Origin of the sequence: Lysobacter gummosus (genome assembly GCF_001442805.1) — a bacterium.
Lineage (GTDB): Bacteria > Pseudomonadota > Gammaproteobacteria > Xanthomonadales > Xanthomonadaceae > Lysobacter > Lysobacter gummosus.
Genome location: NZ_CP011131.1, coordinates 897,824 through 918,270 on the forward strand (window position 1 = coordinate 897,824; position 20,447 = coordinate 918,270).

Sequence of the window (20,447 nt, forward strand, 5' to 3'; positions counted from 1 at the left end):
GCCTCAGCGCGCCGCTTCGCGCGCACGCGCGGCGCGTTGGGCGAACTCGGGGGCTTTTTCGAAACCGACCAGGCGCAGGTCGCGGCGTTCGGCGCCGTGGACGAAGTACAGCGTCATCGGCGGGCCGATGATGCCCAGCCGCTTCATCAGCGCCTGGTCGAGGTCGTCGTTGGCGGTGACGTCGGCCTTGAGCAGGACGAAGCCGTCCAACGCCTGATGCACCTGCGGTTCGGGGAAGGTGTACTTCTCCATCTCCTTGCAGGCCACGCACCAGTCGGCATAGAAGTCGAGCATCAACGGCCGGCCGGCGCTCTGCGCGGCGGCGATTTCGCGGTCGAGGTCTTCGCTGGATTTGATCTTGCGGAACGGCAGTTCGGCCGGATGCGCGGCCGCGCCGCCGCGCAGGCCGGCGAGCGGACGCAGCGGATCGGTGCTGCCGGCCAGCGCGCCGACGATCTGCACCGCGCCGGTCAGGCCCAGCAGCAGCGCCGCGATCCAGCCCAGCCCGCGCACGCCGTCGCCGAACGCGCCGCGGCTCAGCGGCAGCGCGATCATCACCGCCGCACCGAGCAGCAACGCGCCCCACAGCGCCAAGGTCACCGGGCCGGGCAGGATGCGTCCGAGCATCCAGATCGCCATGCCCACGAACACCAGCCCGAACGCGCGCTGCACGCCGACCATCCACGGCCCGCTGGTCGGCAGGCCCTTGCCGGCGGCGACGCCGAAGGCGATCAGCGGCGCGCCCATGCCCATCGCCAGCGCGAACAAGGCCGCGCCGCCGAACACCGGATCGCGGGTCTGGCCGATGTAGAGCACCGCCGCGGCCAGCGGCGGCGCCACGCACGGGCCGACGATCAGCGCCGACAGCGCGCCCATGATCGCCACGCCCGCCCACGAACCGCTGCGCTGGCGATTGCTGACTTCGCCGACCAGATTGCGCAGGCGGTGCGGCAGCTGCAGTTCGTACAGGCCGAAGCTCGACAGCGACAACACCAGGAACAGCAGCGCGAACAGCACGATCACCCACGGCGTCTGGAACGCGATCTGCAGGTTGGCGCCGACCAGTCCGGCGATCACGCCGGCGATGGTGAACACCACCGCGCTGGCCAGCACGTACACCAGCGACAGCGCGAACGCGCGTTTCGCGCCCAGGCCCGGGCCCTGGCCGACGATCAGGCCCGACAGGATCGGCACCATTGGCAGCACGCACGGGGTGAAGGCGAGCAGCAGGCCGAAGCCGAAGAAACTCAGCAACGCCAGGTAGCGGTTGGGCCCGGCCAGGGTGGCGGCGAGCAGGCTGTCTTCGGCCTGCGGCGCGGCGGCGCCGGTGGCGGGCGAGGATTTGGCCTCGGCGGCCGCGGTCGCGGCGGCGAGCTTGGAATTGGCGTTGGCGCCGGTTTGATCGATCACGTTCGCCGGGCCGGACGCGACGGGGTCGGACGCGGCGCCAGTGGCGTTCGCGCCGGCCGCAGTGGAGGCGTCGTCGCCGCTGGCCGCTTCGGTCGCGGCGATGGCCGCGGCCAGAGTCGCGGTGCTGGCGCCGGTTTTCGCCGCCTCGGCGGGGGCCGCGGCGGTCAGGGTGCCGGCCGGCAGATCGACGCTGATCTTGCGGGTCATCGGCGGATAGCAGATGCCGTCGGTCTGGCAGCCCTGGAAGCCGGCGGTCAGCACGATCGTCGCCGCGTCGGCGCTGCGCCGGATCAGCGGCAACGGCACGTCGATCTGTTCGAAGAACACGGTGACGTCGCCGAAGTGCTCGTCGCGGTGGGCGGTGCCGCGCGGCCATTGCGGCTTGCCGGCGGCGATGGCGGCGTTGTCGGTCTTAAGCGAGGTCTTGTCGCGATACAGGTAATAGCCGCGCGCCGGGGTGAAGCGCAGCAGCAAGGTGTTGCCGTCCTGGGCGATGGCTTCGAAGCCGAAAGCCTGTTCCGGCGGCAGCGGCAGCGCTTCGGTGGCGCCGACGTTGGCGTTGCCCGGCGCGCTCAGCGGCGAGGCGGCGCCGAGCAGCGGATTGGACGCGCCCACGCGCGAGCCGAAATTCGCCAGCGGCGCGGCCGCAGGCACCGGATCGGCCGCCGCCGCATTCGCAGCGGCCGCGGCGATCGCCGCCGCGCCGGGCAGGGCGACGGTCAGCGTGCGCGTCTGCGGCGGATAGCACACGCCGGCTTCGGCGCAGCCCTGGTATTTGATCGTCAGCGTCGTGCTGGCGCCGCGGCCCTTGCCCGGCAGCACCGCGTTGAGATCGCTGTGATAAGTCTCGACGTCGCCGAAGAACTGGTCCTTGTGCGCCTTGCCCTTGGGCAATTGCAAAGGCTGCGCGGCGAAGCCGGCGTCGGCCTTGACCGAGATGCGGTGGCGGTAGAGGTAATAGCCCTTGGCGATCTTCCACGAGATCGCGATGCGGTCCGGCGATGGCGCATCGGCCTTGAGCGCGAAGGCCTCGTCCACCGGCAGCAGGTCGCTCTCGTCCACCGCCAGCGCGGGCGTGGACAGCAGCAGGGCGAAACCGGCGAAGGCGAGGGCGGTCAGACCGGCGCGCAGGCGCCGGCCCGGAAACAAGTGGTTGGTCATCGGTCGGGAGTCTGTTCGTTGACCCATCGCATGTAAGGCTCGGAGACGTCGCGGGGTTCGACCACGACGACCTCCGGCAGTTCATACGGATGCAGTTCGGTGAGCCGCTTGATCAGGGCGCCGGAGATGGTGACGCGGGTCTTGATCAACAGCTGGACCTCGGTCGCATGTTCGATCCGGCCCTGCCAGCGGTAGGTCGAGCGCGCGCCAGGGATGCGGGTGACGCAGGCGGCCAGGCCTTCCTCGACCAGGGCCAGGGCGATCGCGTCGGCGCTGGTCTGGTCGGGGCAGGTGCTCAGCACCAGCACGGGCAGGGTATCGGACATGGGCCAAGTGTAAGGGGCCGGCACCGCCGGCGAGGAACCAGTTGCACCGTTTAACGCCGGCCAGTGCGCGGCGACGGCGTCGTGGGCGCCGGTTTGCTCAATCGGCCGGCTGGCGCTCGCGTACAAATTCCCCTAACGGCCGCAAAGGCGCCGGCATCTGCCGACGGCTGGCGGCGGCCGGACCCGGCCTGGGCGTGGCGGCGTGGTCGCCGCTGGGCAGGGGCGTGAAGACAAGCTCGGCGCGTTGGAGGTGAGCTTCAGCGATGAACAACGCACGCGCCTGGATCGGGCCAGCGCGATCGAGCCCGGCTTCCCGCACGACTTCATGGCGATGCCGCTGGTGCACAGCGTGGTGTTCGGCGAAACAAGGCCGCCGCTGCGGGGTTGACCGGCCGGCTGCGCTCAGCCGCCGTCGCAGCTGGTTTCCTGCAGCGCGCACAGGTGGTCGACCCAGGCGCGGACCCGGCCCGCTTCGACTCCGGCGGTCGCGGCGGGTTTGATCTGCAGGTTTGCGCGCAGCTCGCTGTCGGGCGCGTACTCGACCTGCGCCCATTTGCCGGCGCAATCGACAAGGCGACCGTGTTCGAGGAACCCGTCGCTGTCGAAGCTCATGCCGTCTTTCCCGATCAGCACCGCCGGCGACTTGGCATCGGGCCGTTGCCGGCCGACAGTGGCTTGCGATTTCACCGTCAGCTTGCGCCCGCTGACCCAACCGGTGCCTTTGAACATCGGCCGCGCCGCGGCGTCGAGCAAGGCTTCGTTGTCCTGCGCGCCGGCGATGCGGAACCAGCCGTCGGCGCTCGCGGTGACCTGCACCTCGACCCGCGCGCGCAGCGGCGGATCGTCGGCGCTGAGCTTGGTCGGCGGCAAGGTGCCGAGCACGCGATGGGCGGTGCCCGGTCCGGCGCGGACATTGAGCCCGGCCGGATCGGTCTCGTTGACGAAGGCGCCGAACGCGCACGCGGTTTGCGCGGCGGGCGCTTGCGCGCGAACCGGCGCGGCGGCGGACAGCAGCGCCAGCATCGCAGACAGTGCGAGGCTCGCGGCGATGAAATCGGGACGTGGCATATGCGATGTCCTGTGGCGGGAACGTCGTGACGAAACCCGGCGCGATCAGATGAGGAGCGGATCGGAGTGCGCATGCAGGCGCGGGCGCGCGGCGCGATCGGCATTGCCGAACGACTCGCCGTTGCGGATCAGGATCGACTCGAGCTTTCTCATGACGACAGGTTCCTCCTGGAAGCCCGCTGCGTGCGAACGACGGCGCCGCTCGATGTGTTGCCGCGCCAAGGATCGGGCAATCCCGGGCGGGCGTCTACCGCTGGCGCGGATGCGAAGGCGGCCGATGCGTTTTCTCCACCGCGGCGCGGGTATAAGGTGGCGCATCCAGGAGAACCCCATGCTCGCTTCGCCCCGTCTTTTTTCTGCCGCTTTGGCGATGTGCCTGTGCGCCGTTTGTCCGCCGGCGCTCGCTTCCGAGCCGGCCGCTGTCGCGGCCTCGCCTCGGTTGAGCAGCGAAATCACCCACGGCCGCTTCGTGCGCACGCCGGTGCGGTTGCCGGCCGGCGAGGTGAAACGCTTCGTGCTGTGGTTCGCCGACGGCCTGGATCTGGCGCGACGCAAGGCGCGCATCGAGGCGCTGGTCGCTGACGGCGCGATGGTCGCCACCGTCGATGTCGCCGCGCTCGAAGCCTTGCTGCGCAAGGACGGCGGCGCATGCAATTTCTCCTCCGGCGATGTCGAGAATTTCTCCCGCTACGTGCAGGCGTATTACCGCCTGCCGACCTATCACTTGCCGTTGTTGCTCGGCGACGGCGAAGGCGCGGCGCTGGCGTATGCGATCGCCGCGCAGGGCAACGCCAGCTTGTTCGCCGGCGCGGTGTCGGTCGATTTCTGCCCGGTCCTGCGCTTGCCGCGCGCGCTGTGCGCGAACGGCGCGCTCAAGCTGCAAGCCGAGGCCGGGCTCGCGCATCTGCAGGCGGCGCCCTTGCGGGTGCCGTGGCTGGCGGCGGCGCCGCGCGCGCAGGAAAAAAGCTGCAAGAGCGATGAAGTGGACGCTTTCGTCAAGGCGATCCCGCAGGCGCGCGTATTCGCGCGCGCGGGGGACGACGCCACGCCTGGCCTGCGCGCCGCGCTGATCTCGCTGGGCGCGCAACGTCACGCCAGCCTGCCGCCGCCGCCGGCCGATCTGAAGGGCTTGCCGATCACCGAAGTCTCCGCGGCCCAGGGCGGCAACGCGGACACCTTCGCCATCTTCGTTTCCGGCGACGGCGGCTGGGCCGATTTCGACAAGAGCGTCGCCGCGCGCCTGAGCAAGGCCGGAGTGCCGGTGGTCGGCGTGGATTCGCTGCGCTATTTCTGGACGCCACGCACGCCGCAGAGTTTCGCCGTCGATATCGACCGCATCGCGCGCTACTACGGCGCGCAGTGGAAACGCGAGAACGTGTTGCTGATCGGTTTCTCGCAAGGCGCCGATGTGCTGCCGGGCGCGTACAACCAACTGCCGCCGGCCACGCGCAATCTGGTGCGTTCGACCACGCTGATCTCGGCCGGACAGAGCGCCGAGTACGAATTCCATCTGTCCAACTGGATCGGCAACAGCGGCAAGGGCTTGCCGATCGCGCCGCAGGTCGCGCGCATGCCGCCGAGCCGGGTGCTGTGCATCTACGGCAGCGACGACGGCGATGCGCTATGCCCGAGGTTGCCCAAGGGCGCGGCGCTGATCGAGAAAATGCCCGGCGACCACCACCTCGGCGGCGATTACGACGGCGTGGCGGCGCGGGTGCTGTCGGCGTCGGGGATTTCGACCGGCACGGCCGCGGCCGGCGCCACCGTTACGCCCTGAGCCTTTGGCGCGCTGTCGGGGAAATGCGCCGTGCCGCGTTCGTGTTCGTCGTGGCGGCGCGGGTCCAGCGAGATCAACCGGGTCACGTCGAGCAAGGCCGAGGGCAGATGCATGCCGCCGGGCGCGGCCAGATAACGCGGACGCCAGACCGGATCGAACTTGGCCTTGAACCGGCGCAGGCCGACGAAGCCGTAGAAGCGTTCGCCGTGGCGCGCGATCAGATTGGCGAAGCGGTTCCAGCGTCCGGCCAACCGATGCTGCGCCAATCCGGATAAAGGCGCCATGCCCAGGCAGAAACGCTCGTAGCCCTGCTCGCGTCCCCACATCAGCAGTTCGGCGAACATGAAATCCATCGCGCCCTTCGGCGCGTCGCTGGCGTGGCGCATCAGGTCCACCGACAGCTCGCGGCCGTTGGTCGCGGTCCACAGATTGGCGAAGGCGACCACGCGGTTTTCGTGCTCGACCAGGGCGATCGGCAGGCGCCTGAGGTAGTCGGGATCGAAGCTGCCGAGCGAGAAGCCTTTTTCGTCGCCGGATTTTTGTTCGAGCCACTCGTCCGAAATTTCTTCCAGTGCCGGCAGCAGCCCTTCGACTTCTTCCACCGGCGCGATGCGGAAACTCAGGCCCGAGCGCTTGCCGCGATTCCAGGCCTGGCGCAGGTCGGCGCGGGTCGGCCCCTGCAGGCTGAAATCGGTCAGCGGCACCAGCGCTTCTTCGCCGAGCTTGACCAGGGTCAGGCCGAGGTCGAGATAAGTCTGCCAATGCTGTTCGCCGACCTGATAGAACACCGGCCGCACGCCGAGCCGGTCGGCTTCCTCGCGGAAACGCCAGATCAATGCGCGCGCCGCTTCCGGCGGGCCGACCGGGTCGCCCATCGAAATCAGCGAACCGCCGTAGCGCTGCATCATCACGAAGCCGCGCTGCTCGGGATCGAGCAGCAGCGCCTTGTCGCCGGTCAGCGCCAGATGCGCCTGACTGTCGTCGGCGCTGGCCAGGATCGGCCGGATCAGCGCGAGCTGGGCTTCGTCCACGTTGGGCAGCGGCGCGCGCGCGGCGTGCATCATGCGCGCCAGACCGAAGGCGATCACGGTGACGCTGACCAGCAGCATCGCGCGCAAGGCCCGTGGCGCGTTGCCGGAGACCAGGAACTCCCACCACAACTCGTTGCGGTATTCGACGTGGCTGTAGGCGAAGAACAGCAGCCACACCGCGGCGATCAGCACCAATCCCAGATTGCGCAGCCAGCGCCACGACCAGGCTTCATCGAGCAGCGCGCCCTGGCGATAGAACTCGCGCCGCGCCGCCCACAGCGCCACCGCCACCAACGGCGGCGCCAGCGCCAGCAGCCAGTGGCCGCCGCGCAGCCACGATGGCAGCGGCAGCAGCACGCATACGCCCAGCGCCAGCGCCCAGGCGGCGTGGCTGCGGCGCTGCAGACCTTGTCCGATCAACAGCAAGCCGACGCCGCCGAGACTGGCGAGCAATTGCGAGGTTTCGATCAGCGACAAGGGCGCGGCGGCCAGACGATGCCGCGGCTTGGGCAGGGTGCCGTCGATGATCAGCGCGGCGCCGAGCACGAACGCGGCCAGCGCGATCACGTGCGGCAGCCATGGCCGGATCGCCAGCCACGCGGTGCGCAAGGCGCTGGCGCGGCGCGCGACCGGTCCGCGCGCCGAGCCGAACAAACCCAACAACGTCGCCAGCGCCAGCGGCGCGGCGTAGTAGGTGATGCGATACGCCACCGCCGCCGCCAGCAGGCTGGCCGGCGCCACGCCGGGCAGCAGCTTGAGCAGGCTCCATTCGAACACGCCGATGCCGGCCGGCACGCTCGACACCAATCCCGCCAGCACCGCCACCAGATACAAGCCGACGAAGCCGATGAAACTGGTGCCCGAAGCGGCGGGGATGTCCGGCGCCAGCAGCACGTACAAGGCGCCGCCGGCCAGAGCGAGCTCGACCACACTCAACGCGGTGACGCTGAGCACGGTGCGGCGGTCGGGCAGCCACAGCGCGTGTTCGCGCAAGCGCAGGGTGCGGCCTTCGCGACCGACCGCGAACAGCAGGCCGAGGAAGGCGATGGCGACGGCCGCGCCGATCGCGCGGATCGCGTCTTCGCTCAGCGGCAGCAGCAACGCCGCCGGCGCGGGTTCGAACATCAGCGCGCAGGCCAGCAGCACCCAGGCGCCGAAGACGAAGCCCAGTGTGCTCATCAGCACCACCTGGCCGATGTCGGCCAGGGACAGTCCGGCCGCGCCGTAACCGCGCAGGCGCACCGCGCCGCCGGTCAGGGCGGCGAAGCCGAGGGTGTGGCCGACTGCGTTGGCCAGGAACGCGGTGACGATCAATCGCAGCGGTTTGACCTTGCTGGCGTTGCGGCGCAGTCCGATCGCGTCGAATCCGACCAGACAGGCGTAACTGGCCAGGCTCAGCGCGAACGCCAGGGCGATGCGGGCGGCGTCGATCTGCTGGAAGGCGTGGCGGATCGAGCGATAGCCCTGCTCGGTGAATTCACCAGCGAGCGCGTGCAGGGCCAGCGCCAGGATCGCCAGGCTGGCGATCAACGACACGACGCGGCGCCAGGGCGAGGCGGGGCGTTCGGTGGAGGAGCTTGAAGGAGGCTGGGTAGTCATCGTTGCGGGGGGCGGGTACCGGTGAAGCTTTCAGCAAATGGTGCGAAAACGGAATGAGGGGCTGAGCGGGGCGTGCAGTGTGAGGGGGAACTGGGGGGGCGGTGCGCGGGGTAAGAGCAAATCCCCCCTGGCCCTCCGGCCCACAGGCATAGCCTGTGGGCGTTCAGTGCCGCGCGAACCTGCGGTTCGCAAGCGCGGCCCTTCACCCTTTTTCAAAGGGGGGAACTCGGTCGGGTGGGTTCATTGGTGCCTGGTGGGTTGCGTGGGTTGGGGCGGATGCGACGCATATCACTCGAACACGAGCGCGCGAACATGGCTCCCTTTGAAAAAGGGGGCGAGCGCCCCGCGTCGCCACGAAGTCGAAGCGACCCCATCGCGCGGGGGATTTGCTCTACCCGCCGCGACTCACCTCACCCATCCCCCGCAATCACCCGATCCCACACCGCCGGCCGCCCGATCGTCTCTTCGAGAAAATCGATAAACGCCTCGACCTTCCGCGGCCGATACTCGCGCCCCGGATACACCGCATAGATCCCGATCGGCAGCAGACACCAATCCGGCATCACCTCCACCAGTTCCCCCGAGGCCAGCTCGCGCGCGACCGCGAACGTCGCCGTCTGCAAAATCCCGCCGCCATGCAGCGCCGCATCGACCAGCGGCATGCCGTAGTTGGCCTTCAGCCGCCCGCGCACCGGCACCCGCAGCGTTTCGCGGTCGCGCTGGAATTCCCAGGTCGGGGCGTCGCGGAACAGGGTGTAGTGCAGGCAGTCGTGGTCGATCAGATCGGCCGGCGCGGCTGGGGCGCCGCGCCGGTGCAGATAGTCGGGCGAGGCGACCAGGATGCGCCGGGTCTCGGCGATCTGCCGCGCAACCAGGCGCGAATCGCTGAGCGCACCGATCCGGATCGCGGCGTCGAAACCGGCGCCGATCAGATCGACGAAGCGGTCGTCGAATTGCACATCCAGCGAAATGCCCGGATAGCGATCGAGAAACGCCGGCAGATGCGGGATCACATACAGCCGGCCGAAATTCATCGGCACCGACACCCGCAGCTCGCCGCGCGGCTGTGCCGACAAGTCGTGGACGCGTTCGCCCGCGGCCAGGATCTGCGCCAGCGCCGGAGCGACCTCGGCGTAATAGTGGCGGCCCGATTCGGTCAGGCTCAGGCGCCGGGTCGAGCGATTGAGCAGCTTGGCGCCCAGACGCGCTTCCAGGGTGTTGAGCCGGCGCGTGATCGCGCCCGGCGTCACCTGCAGTTGCCGGGCCGCGGCGGTGAAGCTGCCGTGCTGAAGGATGGCCTCGAAGGCCTCGAGTTCGGAGTACAGGCCGCCGATCATTATTGAGACACTCTCAATGATGAGTTGTCTGGATGATCCTATATCAACGCATGGCTCAACAATAGCCTGTGCATCCCGACCCCACGCTCCCAGGAGCCCCGTCATGGATGCCTTCCAACTCCAAGGCCACAGCCTCGACAGCCTGCGCCGTACCGACCTGCCCGAACCCCAGCCCGGCCCGGGCCAGGTGCGGATCCGGGTCGCCGCCGCCTCGGTCAACTACCGCGACTACGCCCTGGCCACCGGCCGCTACCAGCCCGAGTTGCCGCGGCCGTTCGTGCCGCTGTCCGACGGCGTCGGCCGGATCGATGCGCTCGGCGCCGGCGTCACCGATTTCGCCGTCGGCGAGCGGGTGATCGGCCACTACACCACCGCCTGGAAAGAGGGCCCGTTCAAGTCCGAGAACCACCTGAGCAAGCTCGGCGGCCCGCTCGACGGCTGGCTGGCGCGCTCGATCGTGCTTTCGGCCGACGCGATCGCGCGCGCGCCGCAGTTTCTCGACGACGCTGAGGCCTCGACCTTGCCCGTGTCCGGTCTCACCGCCTGGGCCGCGCTGCGCAAACTGCAGTTGCAGCCCGGCGCGAAGCTGCTGGTGCAGGGCACCGGCAGCGTCTCGCTGATGGCGCTGCAACTGGCGGCCGCGCGCGGCGTGGACGTGATCGCGACCACCGGCGATGCGGGCAAGGCCGAACTGCTGCGCTCGCTCGGCGCGCGCGCGGTCATCGACTACAAGCAGCGTGCGGATTTATCCGCGGCCGTGCGCGAGATCACCGGCGGGCGCGGCGTGGACGGCATCGTCGATGTCGTGGGCGGGCAGCAATTCCTGCAGTTGCTGCAGGCCGCGGCCGACAACGCCCATATTGCGGTGATCGGGTTTCTGCAGAGCATGAACGTGGACGGCAATTTGATCGGCCCGATCATGGCGCACCAGCTCAATATCCACGGCGTCAGCGTGGGCAGCCTGCAGGATCTGCGCGAATACCTGGATGAGGTCGAGGCGCATCGCATCCGTCCGGTCGTGGGCGCGCGGTTTTCGTTCGAGGAGGGCGCGCCGGCGATCGCGTCGATCGCGGAACAACGGCAGGTGGGCAAGCCGGTGGTGATTTTCGATTGAGCGGAAGTCTTTCGAGGTCTCTTGTAGGAGGGGCTTCAGCCCCGATGCTCTTCGCTCAGACCTTTCGACGGTCACCGCGACCTGAAACAAAAGCATCGGGGCTGAAGCTCCCTCCTACAAAAGCTCTCCCACAAAAGACCTCGAAGCTTCTGCAAAAAACGAAGGCCCGCAATCGCGGGCCTTCGTCGTATCGCAATCAACCGCGAGCGCTTACGGAATCAACTGGCAGCTCGCCGGCTTGGCCGAGTTGAACAGCGACGCCGTCGCCCATTCCGGATGATCGATGAACGGGTTGCGGTTGCCCTGGAAGCTGTAGATCACTTCGTTGCGCGCCTTCTCGGCCGCATCCGGCGGATCGGCCTGATGCCACGACAACAGCGTGGTCAGCAAACCCATGTATGCCGGCGAAGAGGAAGTGATGACGATCTTGCTGCGGTCGTCGGTCAGTTCCAGATCCGGCTCGCTCTGGCCGTTGTTCGGATCGGTGCCGCCTTCGTAGCGGATCGCCATGTACAACACCGCGCGCGCCATGTCGCCGCGACGCTTGCCCCAGACCTGGAACGAGCCGCTGTTGCCGTCGGGCGTCTTGAACCAGTTGGAGTTGCCCGGATACACGCCGCTGCCGCCGCCGCTGCCGTTGTTGACCTCGGTGACGCGCTCGCCGCAGCCGCTGGACAGCGAGCAGTCGGCGAAGGGCTTGTTGCCGCGGTCGGCGTTGTAGCCGGCGTCGGTCAGATACAGCATGTGGGTGTCGGTGTACGGCGCGTACGGCAGGCCGAGGTTACCGGTCGCGGTGCCGAAGCCCAGCGAGTTCGGCCAGGTGTGTTCGCGGTTGTACTTCACGCCGCTGCCGCTGCCCGCGCGGTCGGTGACCTTGAGGTAGCTGCGGTTCTTGTACGCATCGAGGATGCGGCCGGAGTTGTTCGGATCTTCGTCGGCGATTTCCAGGATCGTCCAGGTGTTGGTGGTGCCGCCGCTGTACGGATAGGCCGTGTGGCCCTTGATGGTCTCGTGCAGCGAGCAGCGCAGCTGGCTGGCGCTGCTGGTGTTGACGTGCGAGTAGTAACCCGTCGGCGTGCCGCCGCCGCTGGCGACGTTGAAGTTGACCACCGTGTTCGCGGCCGGCGTGGCGCCGCCGGCGTCGGTGACCTTGCTCGCCACGACGGTGAAAGTGCAGGCCTCGCCGGCGTGCAGCGCGGTGCCGGTGGAGGCGGTGATCGCGGTGCCGCTGGACGGATAGGTCAGGGCGACCGCGCCGGAGGTCGCGCACTGCAGCGTCAGCGCGCCGCTGGCGAGCGTCACCGCTTCGCTGAAGTTCGCCGCCAGGTCGCCCGCGGCCGGGAAGCTGGTCGAACCGTTGGACGGCGTGGTCGAGCTCACGCTCGGCGGCGTGTTCGGCGCGCTGCCGGTGAAGGTCTGGCCGTTGTTGCAGGCGCCGAAGGTCTGGCTCGCCGAGCTCTGCCAGGTGAACTGCGAATACGCGCTGCCGTTGCCGGACAACTGCAGCGAGGTGCCGGCCGCGGCCGAACCGGATTCCGATACCGGCAGATTGGTGCTGGTCTTGCCCGAGGCCGGGCCGTTGCTGGCGGTGATTCCGCCTTCGTAGCTCAGGAACTGCACCACGGTGCCGCTGCCATCGACCAGGGCGAAGCCGTCGTTGGAGCCGTTCTGGATGCCGTTGGTGGGATAGCTCAGCGTGGCGATGCGCACGCTGCCGCCGCAGGTCACCACGCTGCCGGCCGGGACCAGATCGTTGTCGTAGGTGGTCGCCGACGACGGCGTGCTGCCGTTGTACAGATAGATGCGGTAATTGCTGAGCGTTTCGCCGGCCGTGGCGACGACCTCGATGCGCTCGCCGACATCGCCGCTGGAGGTGGCGTCGTCGTAATGGAATTCGTTGATGAACACGGCGGCCGGAGCCATCGTCGGCAACAGCGCGGCGATGGCGAGCGTGAGAACGCCGGCGCGGCGCGCGGACATGAGATTGGAACAGCCAGCAACGGACTTGGGCATCGATACGGCTCCTTTTGAGTGGCATCGCGCGCGGTCGCCGTGCGGCGAACCGCCGGCGCGATTCGGGCGCCCTCCCCAGGGCGCGTCGGTCGAGTCTAGTCGGGCTTTGTGACAGCGTCGGCCCGGGGAGTGGCGACGGCATCGCGAAACAGCGACGGGTGTCGCGCTTGGCCACATGGACGGCGATAGCGGGGCGACAGCTTCGCGCCAACTGGGCGATGGAAACGCGACAGGGCGGCGACAGCTGCGCGGGAAGTTGCTGCGCGGGAGGCGTGTGAGAGGCCGCTTTCGTGGGCGGGCGCTTTAGCCCCGATGCTTTTTTTCAGATCGCGGCAACGGGGCGAAGAGCATCGGGGCTAAAGCGCCCGCCCACAAAAGCCCTTCTTTCAAGCTTCTTCCCGCGAAAATCCGCAATGCCCCGCGAGCTCAAGCCGCACCGCGCGCCTTGCCGCCGCTGCTGCGCGGCCGCCCCGTCCGCAATTCCGCCAATTGCTCGGCGACCTCCACCAACGGCGCCCTCGACCGGGTCGGCGCCTCGCGGAACGCGGCGATCAGCCGCAGTTCCAGGGGGTCGTCGATCAACAGCGCATCGGCGGCGGCGACCGAATCCATCGCCGTGTCCTGCGACAGACTCATCTTGCCGCGGCCGGTGGCCAGCCACTCGAACTGGACGCCCGTCACCATCGCCACTTCGCGCAGATGGGACACGCTGGGGAACTTGCCCTGGGCCGATTCCCAGTGCCCGACCGCGCTGCGCTGGACGCCGACCGCCGCGCCCAGCGCAGCTTGCGACAGACCGGCGTGGCGACGGGCGAGGCGTATGCGCTGCTGCGGCGTCATGTGACAGTTTTGGGCAGTTTTTAAGGAGTTTTTCCGCTATTGCTACCGATATTCACCTGGTGAGCGATAGACACAGGACCTAGTGCGTTTTCGCTAGCGTTGTGTACCGGCGTAACCAATGAATACGGCAGCTTAGACATTCGAACAAGTGTAAGAGCTAGCAAAAGTAGCCAAAAACACGATCCGGTGGTGTAGCAACCGTGATGAGGACTTCGGAATATGGCACCTCGCCGATACGGACTTCGGCTAGACACGAGGTCGGTTCGGGGGACGGGCGCAGGATCGCGCCATGCGCAGGACGGCCATCTCCGCACCAAAGAGCGCGTTCCACGGGACGCGCTCTTTCTTTTTGTGGCGCCGGACCGCGGCCGCGGCCGGTGTGCCGCGATCAGCCCAGCGGCCGCAACTGCTCCTGCAGCGAACGGGTCTTGTCGGTCACCACATCGCCGGTGTGCTGCGTGGTCTTGCGCTCGATCAGCAGCAGGTGGCATTCCTCGTCGGCGATCGGGTTGTGGCGCACGCCCTTGGGCACGACGAACATCTCGCCCGCGCCCAGCTCGACGCTGCGCTCTTCCATCTCGATCACCAGCCGGCCCTTGAGCACGTAGAACAACTCGTCCTCGTCGGCGTGGCTGTGCCAGGCCAGGGTGCCGTGCACGCGCGCGACCTTGATATAGGCCTCGTCCACCTCGGCCACCACCCGCGGCGACCACAGTTCGGTGAGCGAGGCGGCGATTTCGGCGGGGGAGGTCACGGACGACATGGTCGGATCCTGGCGAAGGCGGGGACCGGCAGTTTAGTACGCGCGCGGCCGGCGGCATCGCGGTCTGCGCGGGCGTGGATTATCGTGAGGCCGGACCTTTACGGAACGCTTGCATGTCTTCGCCTCCATCCCACGCGCACGCCCTGCCGCCGCCGCGTCCGGCGCGCAGCGACGAAGCCGCGCGCCTGTGGGCGCTGCGCACGCAGGCGGTGCGCGCGACCTGCATCAGCCATTACGACGCCGCCACCGTCGCGGCATGGTCGGCCTCGCCGTTGCCGGATTCCTACGCGCGCATGATCGCCGCCGGCGGCGCGGTGCTGATCGAGGAAGACGGCGAGTTGCTCGGCTACGGCATCGTCGATCTGGACGGCGCCGAAGTCGAGGCGATGTTCGTCGATCCCGCGCACGGCGGACGCGGCCTGGGCGCGCGGCTGATGGCCGAGATCGATGCGATCGCCCGCACCCACGGCCTGCCGGCGTTGACGGTGGCGTCTTCGCTCAACGCCGTCGCGTTTTATCAGGCGATGGGGTTCCGGACGATCGGCGAAGACGCGTATGCGCATCCCAGCGGCGTGAGCCTGGCCTGTGTGCGGATGCACAAGCATTTATAGCTTGCCCGCGCCGGCGATGCCGACAGCCTGCTGCAATGGCGGCAACGCGCGCGGCTGATGCGCGCGCTGGAGCGGCTGGCCGCCGGCGAAGCGGTGCCGCGGTGGCGCTGGACCTGGGCTACGACAGCGTCAGCGCCTTCATCGCCATGTTCCGGCGCCACCTGGGCGCGACGCCGACGCAGTACCTCAAGTCCCTGCACGACTGAGGCGGCCCGGTCCGGCGCGACATCAGGCCTGAACCCGGTCCGCGGCGGCGGCCGCCCTGTCATCCCGGTTTCGCCTGGCGATGGGAGCCTGTCGGCGTCCGGCTCCGATCCTGGGGGCGGAACCGGCCGGGTCCCGGGCGGGCGGCGCGAAGGATTTATTCGTCCGCCCCCTTGAAAGCCCGCCGGCGCCCCTCATTAAGCGTGCAGTCCCGGCTTGCCGGGCGCTTTTGCCCCCGCCGTTGGCACTCGACGGGGGCGACTGCTAAAATTCCCGTTCTTTCTCCACCCATTCAGTCACTTACAGAGGTCGCCATGAATCTCAAGCCGCTTTATGACCGCGTTGTGGTCAAGCCGATCGAAGCCGACGAAGTCTCCGCCGGCGGCATCATCATCCCCGACGCCGCCAAGGAAAAGTCCACCAAGGGCGAGATCGTCGCCGTTGGCGAAGGCAAGGCCCTGGACAACGGCAGCGTGCGCGCGCCGAAGCTCAAGGTCGGCGACAAGGTCATCTACGGCCAGTACTCGGGCAGCTCCTACAAGCAGGACGGCGTCGAATACAAGATCCTCAAGGAAGACGACGTTCTCGCGATCGTCGGCTGAGCGAGCCGGGAATCGGGAATGGGGAATCGGGAATCGTCAAAGCGCTTGCGCTGACGTTCCCGCCCATGCCGATTCCACCGCTTCTGCTCTTTCCATTCCCGATTCCCCATTCCCAATTCCCGGAGTTTCACCATGGCTGCTAAAGAAATTCGTTTCGGTGAGGACGCACGCGCCAAGATGGTGCGCGGCGTAAATATTCTCGCCAATGCCGTCAAGGCCACCCTCGGCCCGAAGGGCCGCAACGTCGTGCTCGAGAAGAGCTTCGGCGCGCCGACGATCACCAAGGACGGCGTGTCCGTCGCCAAGGAGATCGAACTGGCGGACAAGTTCGAGAACATGGGCGCGCAGATGGTCAAGGAAGTCGCTTCCAAGACCTCCGACAACGCCGGCGACGGCACCACCACCGCGACCGTGCTGGCCCAGGCGCTGATCCGCGAAGGCATGAAGGCCGTTGCGGCCGGCATGAACCCGATGGACCTCAAGCGCGGCATCGACAAGGCCGTGGTCGAAGCGGTGGCCGAGCTGAAGAAGCTGTCCAAGCCGTCGTCCACCAGCAAGGAAATCGCCCAGGTCGGCGCGATCTCGGCCAACTCCGACGCCGACATCGGCGACCTGATCGCCCAGGCGATGGACAAGGTCGGCAAGGAAGGCGTGATCACCGTTGAAGACGGTTCGGGCCTGGAGAACGAGCTCGACGTCGTCGAGGGCATGCAGTTCGACCGCGGCTACCTGTCGCCGTACTTCATCAACAACCAGCAGTCGATGTCGGCCGAACTGGACGACCCCTACGTGCTGCTGTACGACAAGAAGATCTCCAACGTGCGCGACCTGCTGCCCGTGCTGGAAGGCGTGGCCAAGGCCGGCAAGCCGCTGCTGATCGTCGCGGAAGAAGTCGAAGGCGAAGCGCTGGCGACCCTGGTGGTCAACACCATCCGCGGCATCGTCAAGGTCTGCGCCGTCAAGGCGCCGGGCTTCGGCGACCGTCGCAAGGCGATGCTGGAAGACATGGCCGTCCTCACCGGCGGCACCGTGATCTCGGAAGAAGTCGGCCTGCAGCTCGAAAAGGCCACGATCAAGGATCTGGGTCGCGCGAAGAAGGTGCAGGTCTCCAAGGAGAACACCACCATTATCGACGGCGCCGGCGACGGCGATTCGATCCAGGCCCGCATCAAGCAGATCAAGGCGCAGATCGAAGAGACCTCGTCGGACTACGATCGCGAGAAGCTGCAAGAGCGCGTGGCCAAGCTGGCCGGCGGCGTTGCGGTGATCAAGGTCGGCGCTTCGACCGAAATCGAAATGAAGGAAAAGAAGGCTCGCGTTGAAGACGCGCTGCACGCCACCCGCGCTGCCGTGGAAGAAGGCATCGTCCCGGGCGGCGGCGTCGCGCTGCTGCGCGCCAAGGCGGCCATCGCCGGCCTGAAGGGCGCCAACGAAGACCAGAACCACGGCATCCAGATCGCCCTGCGCGCGATGGAAGCCCCGCTGCGCGAAATCGTCACCAACGCCGGCGAAGAGCCGTCGGTCATCCTGAACAAGGTCCAGGAAGGCACCGGCGCGTTCGGTTACAACGCCGCCAACGGCGAATACGGCGACATGCTCGAGTTCGGCATCCTGGACCCGACCAAGGTCACCCGCACCGCGCTGCAGAACGCGGCTTCGATCGCCGGTCTGATGATCACGACCGAAGCGATGGTCGCCGAGCTGCCGAAGAAGGACGAGCCGGCGATGCCGGGCGGCGGTGGCATGGGCGGCATGGGCGGTATGGATTTCTGATCAACCCATCGCCTTGAAGCAACACGAAAACCCCGCCGAAAGGCGGGGTTTTTTTATGTCGACTCGGACCGCGGCTTGCGCGAATGCAGACTAGAGAATCGCCCCGAGCAAATCGCGATTGAGCGGCATCACATAAGCGGCCATGTCCAGCACGGTGTGCTGCGCGCTGGCGCTGGAACGGGCGAACTGTTCGATCACGCTGACGCAGCGGTCGCGTTGCCGGGGCGGCAGGAAGCGCAGGATCGGCACCAGCCGGCGATGGCCGATGGTGGCCCACAGCTCCACCGCGTCCAGCCCGGCCATCCATTGCAGGGCCTGCTCGTCCGCCAGGCCCAGCGCCGGATGCCCGCCGATGGTGCGGATACTCTGCTCGCGCAATTGGCGGATGTGGCGGTGCGTGGACAGCCGGCTGTCGGCGCGCGCGTAACCGATGTCGGCGCTGGCCGGGCCGAAGCTGGTCGGCACGTCCTTCGCGGCGGCGCCGAAACCGAAGCCAGACAGCAACTGCTCCTGTTCGCGCAGGTCTTCGCTGGTCGCGCTGAGCGTGCGCAAGCGGGTGCCGCCGAGCAAGGCCTCGCACGGGAAGAAATAGCCGAAGACGGCGAACACGCGTTCGTGCAGCGCTTCGTATTGTCCGGCCCGGCTGGGCGTCGCCAGCGCGCGGTCGACCGCTTCGACCAACTCGGGCGCGACGTCCAGGTCGGTGTCGGGATCCAGCATCAGCACGACCTTGGGCACGATCATCTCGTCGGTCAGATGGATCGTGGTGACCTCGTTGCGCCGCAAGCGTTCCAGGTCGCTGCGGAAATCGGCGGCCAGACCGAAGCCGTTGACGCCGCCGCCGGCGTTGGCGTTATGGATGCTGCGCGTGTGCAACTCGTGCAGCACCCGGCTGGCGGTGGCGCTGGTGTTCCAGCGCGAGGTGAACGAGACCCCGCCCGAATGCGGCGGCCGCTGCGGATGCCGGTAGACCACCGGCGCGCGCGGCGCGCGCGCGCCGAACAGGCTGTCGCCCGGATCGGGGCCGAAACGCAGGCCGCGGTCGAGCCGGCGCGAGGCGAACAGCGCTTGCACCGTTGCCAGCGGCAGCGCGGTGAAATCGTCTGGCGTGCGCACATTGAACCCGGCCATCCGGCCCTGCAATTGCGCCAGCAAGTCCGGCGTTTCGTCTTCGTTGCGCAGTCCCCATTTGGCTTCGGCGGGCTGCGCTTGCGGCGCGGTCGGGCGCAGCGCCGGACGCGGCGGCGCGGGCGCCGGTGCCGGTGCCGGTGCCGGCTCGGGTTCCGGTTCCGGTTCCTGCGCACGCGGCGCCGGGCGCACGGTGAGCACGCCGTCCTTACCGATCACTTCCTTGAGCTTGGTGTCGGCTTCGATCGACGGGGCCAGGCGGGCATTGCCGAAACCGAAGCGATCCCCCGGCGCCATCGCGTCCAGGGCCGCGAGTCGTTCGCGAACCTGCCGCAACGAAGTGTCCGGCTCCAGGCGCAGGACCAGGTCGCGGTCGGGTTCGCCGGCGAATGCGATGGTGACGAGCATGCTCAGCCCTCGGTTGCGCGATGCGGCAGATGCGGCGCGCGGCCGCTCAATTCGGATCGACGACGAAAAAATGCACGCGCAGCCGGCCGAAGAAATTGCGATCCGGATCGGCTTCGGCCTGGACCTGGATGCGCTCGAAAGTTTGCTCGGCGCTGCCGTCGGCCCAGATCACCCCAGCGTTGACCCGCAGCGCGGCGCCGCCGGCCGCCTCCCGCGCGCTGCCGCGTCGGGTGTCCAGCGGCCCGGCCGGCGGCGTCGGTGGGAAGCGCGGGTTGGTGCGGGTGTAGACCCGCGCGGTGATCGGGTCGAGAAACTGGTGCACGTCCCAGGTGGTGATGTCGCAGGTCCAAAGCTGTTGCAGCGCGTCGAGGCGGTGCGAATGGCCGAGCCGCGCGCGCATCAGATCGATGGTGATCAGATGCGCATCGCGCTGGAACCGGCGCACAGTGACGCTGCGATAGCCCGAAGCGTCGGCGCGTTGGACCGCGTAGAGGCGATCCACCACCGGCTCGGCCCCGGTGGCGATGCGGAAACCGAAGCCCAGCGGCTCGCGCGATCGCGCGCGGATCTGGATCGACAACGCCGCGCCGCGGCTTACCGCGACCACGTTCGGAAACACGCGATCCGGCGCGACCTGCGGCAAGCGCGCGTCGGTGAACATATGCGCCCGAGCGCCGCGATTGCGATGACGGGCGTCGGCATCCTCGTTATTGAGGCCGAAGCGAACCAACAGATTTTCGCTGTCGCGCAGCCAATCGACGGCTTGGCCTTCCAGCGCATGGGACGCGGACATGGGCGGATGCCTCAGATGCGGTTGATCGAGAAGATCAAGGTGGTGCCGCGCACGCTGAAGGTGGCGGTATGGCCGTTGGGCGCATAGGCCACCGACGGGCCGTCGCGGTGCGTCCCGCCGATCGCGCGCGCGCGGATGCGCACGCGGTCGCCCACCTCCAGCGCCTGGTCGTGGAAGCGCAGCGAGGACAGATCGACGCTGCGGGCCTGCCCGGCCGCGAATGCGCCGGCCGCCGGGGCCTGGCTGATCACCCGGTCGCCGTCCAGGCGCTGGATGATGAAACGCATGGCGAACGCGGCGTTGTTGACGCAGGCAATGTGCTGGACGTGCAGTTCGGGTTGGCCTGACTGTGCGGGATTTCCGAATGGCTGCATGGCGGTCGCCTCGTGCGCGCGAGTGAAGAAAGGGGACGGATCGATACGCAGAACGCCGGGGCGGGCCGGGCGTGAAGGCGCGCGAGGGCCGCGGCCGGTGTTTACGGCAGAGCGG

At 68.3% G+C, this 20,447-nt stretch carries 18 protein-coding genes and 1 pseudogene; 7 read left to right on the plus strand and 12 right to left on the minus strand.

What is annotated here, in order from left to right; genetic code table 11:
* Positions 1-3: 3 nt before the first annotated feature.
* Together LG3211_RS03685 and cutA are read right to left on the minus strand one after the other, a co-directional pair.
* A complete protein-coding gene (locus tag LG3211_RS03685; protein WP_057941642.1) occupies positions 4-2,571 on the minus strand; it encodes a protein-disulfide reductase DsbD in 2,568 nt (855 codons plus the stop codon).
* Positions 2,568-2,897: a divalent-cation tolerance protein CutA gene (gene cutA, locus LG3211_RS03690; RefSeq protein ID WP_057941643.1), complete on the minus strand. Its 330-nt coding sequence runs from the start codon at positions 2,895-2,897 to the stop codon at positions 2,568-2,570. The genes LG3211_RS03685 and cutA overlap by 4 nt, the downstream gene beginning before the upstream one ends.
* Before the next feature lie 250 nt (positions 2,898-3,147).
* On the opposite strand from cutA, the gene LG3211_RS26250 reads away from it, so the two are divergent.
* Positions 3,148-3,285 carry a hypothetical protein gene (locus tag LG3211_RS26250; protein WP_187313129.1) on the plus strand — a complete coding sequence of 46 codons (138 nt, stop codon included), beginning with the start codon at positions 3,148-3,150 and terminating at the stop codon, positions 3,283-3,285.
* A gap of 14 nt (positions 3,286-3,299) precedes the next feature.
* Here the strand turns inward: LG3211_RS26250 and LG3211_RS03695 are convergent, their stop codons facing one another.
* Together LG3211_RS03695 and LG3211_RS26695 are read right to left on the minus strand one after the other, a co-directional pair.
* Entirely contained in the window at positions 3,300-3,965 is a 666-nt protein-coding gene (locus LG3211_RS03695; RefSeq protein WP_057941644.1) for an SH3 domain-containing protein, read from the minus strand.
* A 45-nt stretch (positions 3,966-4,010) separates the two neighbouring features.
* Positions 4,011-4,421 (minus strand): hypothetical protein, encoded by a 411-nt coding sequence (locus LG3211_RS26695; RefSeq protein WP_222837655.1) that lies wholly within the window; start codon positions 4,419-4,421, stop codon positions 4,011-4,013.
* Here LG3211_RS26695 and LG3211_RS03700 point away from each other — a divergent pair.
* The gene (locus LG3211_RS03700) at positions 4,336-5,742 is read left to right on the plus strand and encodes a virulence factor family protein (protein ID WP_057941645.1); all 1,407 of its coding nucleotides are present in this window, start codon (positions 4,336-4,338) and stop codon (positions 5,740-5,742) included. The two genes, LG3211_RS26695 and LG3211_RS03700, sit on opposite strands and share 86 nt — an antisense overlap.
* 50 nt (positions 5,743-5,792) lie before the next feature.
* On the opposite strand, the pseudogene mprF reads toward LG3211_RS03700, so the two are convergent.
* Together mprF and LG3211_RS25385 are read right to left on the minus strand one after the other, a co-directional pair.
* Positions 5,793-8,372 (minus strand): annotated as a pseudogene (mprF, locus tag LG3211_RS03705) (bifunctional lysylphosphatidylglycerol flippase/synthetase MprF); the annotation flags it as partial.
* Between the two features lie 410 nt (positions 8,373-8,782).
* Positions 8,783-9,709 (minus strand): LysR family transcriptional regulator, encoded by a 927-nt coding sequence (locus LG3211_RS25385; protein ID WP_057941646.1) that lies wholly within the window; start codon positions 9,707-9,709, stop codon positions 8,783-8,785.
* Positions 9,710-9,812: 103 nt separating this feature from the next.
* On the opposite strand from LG3211_RS25385, the gene LG3211_RS03715 reads away from it, so the two are divergent.
* Positions 9,813-10,823: a zinc-dependent alcohol dehydrogenase family protein gene (locus tag LG3211_RS03715; RefSeq protein ID WP_057941647.1), complete on the plus strand. Its 1,011-nt coding sequence runs from the start codon at positions 9,813-9,815 to the stop codon at positions 10,821-10,823.
* A gap of 210 nt (positions 10,824-11,033) precedes the next feature.
* Here the strand turns inward: LG3211_RS03715 and LG3211_RS03720 are convergent, their stop codons facing one another.
* From LG3211_RS03720 to LG3211_RS03730, 3 genes are all read right to left on the minus strand, one after another.
* Positions 11,034-12,803 (minus strand): endonuclease, encoded by a 1,770-nt coding sequence (locus LG3211_RS03720; RefSeq protein WP_057941648.1) that lies wholly within the window; start codon positions 12,801-12,803, stop codon positions 11,034-11,036.
* Positions 12,804-13,262: 459 nt separating this feature from the next.
* A complete protein-coding gene (locus LG3211_RS03725; protein WP_057941649.1) occupies positions 13,263-13,676 on the minus strand; it encodes a helix-turn-helix domain-containing protein in 414 nt (137 codons plus the stop codon).
* Positions 13,677-14,064: 388 nt separating this feature from the next.
* The gene (locus LG3211_RS03730) at positions 14,065-14,439 is read right to left on the minus strand and encodes a cupin domain-containing protein (protein ID WP_057941650.1); all 375 of its coding nucleotides are present in this window, start codon (positions 14,437-14,439) and stop codon (positions 14,065-14,067) included.
* Between the two features lie 113 nt (positions 14,440-14,552).
* Between LG3211_RS03730 and LG3211_RS03735 the strand changes: the two genes are divergently transcribed.
* The 4 genes from LG3211_RS03735 (at position 14,553) to groL (ending at position 17,629) form a co-directional block, all read left to right on the plus strand.
* The gene (locus LG3211_RS03735) at positions 14,553-15,050 is read left to right on the plus strand and encodes a GNAT family N-acetyltransferase (protein ID WP_057941651.1); all 498 of its coding nucleotides are present in this window, start codon (positions 14,553-14,555) and stop codon (positions 15,048-15,050) included.
* Positions 15,051-15,151: 101 nt separating this feature from the next.
* Complete coding sequence (locus LG3211_RS26970; protein ID WP_237049827.1) at positions 15,152-15,256, plus strand: helix-turn-helix domain-containing protein; 105 nt, start codon at positions 15,152-15,154, stop codon at positions 15,254-15,256.
* Positions 15,257-15,568: 312 nt separating this feature from the next.
* Positions 15,569-15,856: a co-chaperone GroES gene (locus LG3211_RS03740; RefSeq protein WP_057941652.1), complete on the plus strand. Its 288-nt coding sequence runs from the start codon at positions 15,569-15,571 to the stop codon at positions 15,854-15,856.
* A 132-nt stretch (positions 15,857-15,988) separates the two neighbouring features.
* Complete coding sequence (groL, locus tag LG3211_RS03745) at positions 15,989-17,629, plus strand: chaperonin GroEL (protein ID WP_057941653.1); 1,641 nt, start codon at positions 15,989-15,991, stop codon at positions 17,627-17,629.
* 90 nt (positions 17,630-17,719) lie between these two features.
* On the opposite strand, the gene LG3211_RS03750 is transcribed toward groL, so the two are convergent.
* From LG3211_RS03750 to LG3211_RS03760, 3 genes are read right to left on the minus strand one after another with little or no spacing between them, the layout of a single operon-like run.
* Positions 17,720-19,165 (minus strand): hypothetical protein, encoded by a 1,446-nt coding sequence (locus LG3211_RS03750; RefSeq protein ID WP_057941654.1) that lies wholly within the window; start codon positions 19,163-19,165, stop codon positions 17,720-17,722.
* 46 nt (positions 19,166-19,211) lie between these two features.
* Entirely contained in the window at positions 19,212-19,958 is a 747-nt protein-coding gene (locus LG3211_RS03755) for a hypothetical protein (protein WP_057941655.1), read from the minus strand.
* Between the two features lie 11 nt (positions 19,959-19,969).
* Positions 19,970-20,332 (minus strand): hypothetical protein, encoded by a 363-nt coding sequence (locus LG3211_RS03760; protein ID WP_057941656.1) that lies wholly within the window; start codon positions 20,330-20,332, stop codon positions 19,970-19,972.
* Positions 20,333-20,447 lie beyond the last annotated feature (115 nt).

Bases quoted from the DNA above. Each gene is read 5' to 3' on its own strand.
- LG3211_RS03685 (WP_057941642.1), bottom strand. From the start codon at position 2,571: ATGACCAACCACTTGTTTCCGGGCCGGCGCCTGCGCGCCGGTCTGACC.
- cutA (WP_057941643.1), bottom strand. From the start codon at position 2,897: ATGTCCGATACCCTGCCCGTGCTGGTGCTGAGCACCTGCCCCGACCAG.
- LG3211_RS03695 (WP_057941644.1), bottom strand. From the start codon at position 3,965: ATGCCACGTCCCGATTTCATCGCCGCGAGCCTCGCACTGTCTGCGATG.
- LG3211_RS03700 (WP_057941645.1), top strand. From the start codon at position 4,336: ATGTGCCTGTGCGCCGTTTGTCCGCCGGCGCTCGCTTCCGAGCCGGCC.
- LG3211_RS25385 (WP_057941646.1), bottom strand. From the start codon at position 9,709: ATGATCGGCGGCCTGTACTCCGAACTCGAGGCCTTCGAGGCCATCCTT.
- LG3211_RS03715 (WP_057941647.1), top strand. From the start codon at position 9,813: ATGGATGCCTTCCAACTCCAAGGCCACAGCCTCGACAGCCTGCGCCGT.
- LG3211_RS03720 (WP_057941648.1), bottom strand. From the start codon at position 12,803: ATGTCCGCGCGCCGCGCCGGCGTTCTCACGCTCGCCATCGCCGCGCTG.
- LG3211_RS03725 (WP_057941649.1), bottom strand. From the start codon at position 13,676: ATGACGCCGCAGCAGCGCATACGCCTCGCCCGTCGCCACGCCGGTCTG.
- LG3211_RS03730 (WP_057941650.1), bottom strand. From the start codon at position 14,439: ATGTCGTCCGTGACCTCCCCCGCCGAAATCGCCGCCTCGCTCACCGAA.
- LG3211_RS03735 (WP_057941651.1), top strand. From the start codon at position 14,553: ATGTCTTCGCCTCCATCCCACGCGCACGCCCTGCCGCCGCCGCGTCCG.
- LG3211_RS03740 (WP_057941652.1), top strand. From the start codon at position 15,569: ATGAATCTCAAGCCGCTTTATGACCGCGTTGTGGTCAAGCCGATCGAA.
- groL (WP_057941653.1), top strand. From the start codon at position 15,989: ATGGCTGCTAAAGAAATTCGTTTCGGTGAGGACGCACGCGCCAAGATG.
- LG3211_RS03750 (WP_057941654.1), bottom strand. From the start codon at position 19,165: ATGCTCGTCACCATCGCATTCGCCGGCGAACCCGACCGCGACCTGGTC.
- LG3211_RS03755 (WP_057941655.1), bottom strand. From the start codon at position 19,958: ATGTCCGCGTCCCATGCGCTGGAAGGCCAAGCCGTCGATTGGCTGCGC.
- LG3211_RS03760 (WP_057941656.1), bottom strand. From the start codon at position 20,332: ATGCAGCCATTCGGAAATCCCGCACAGTCAGGCCAACCCGAACTGCAC.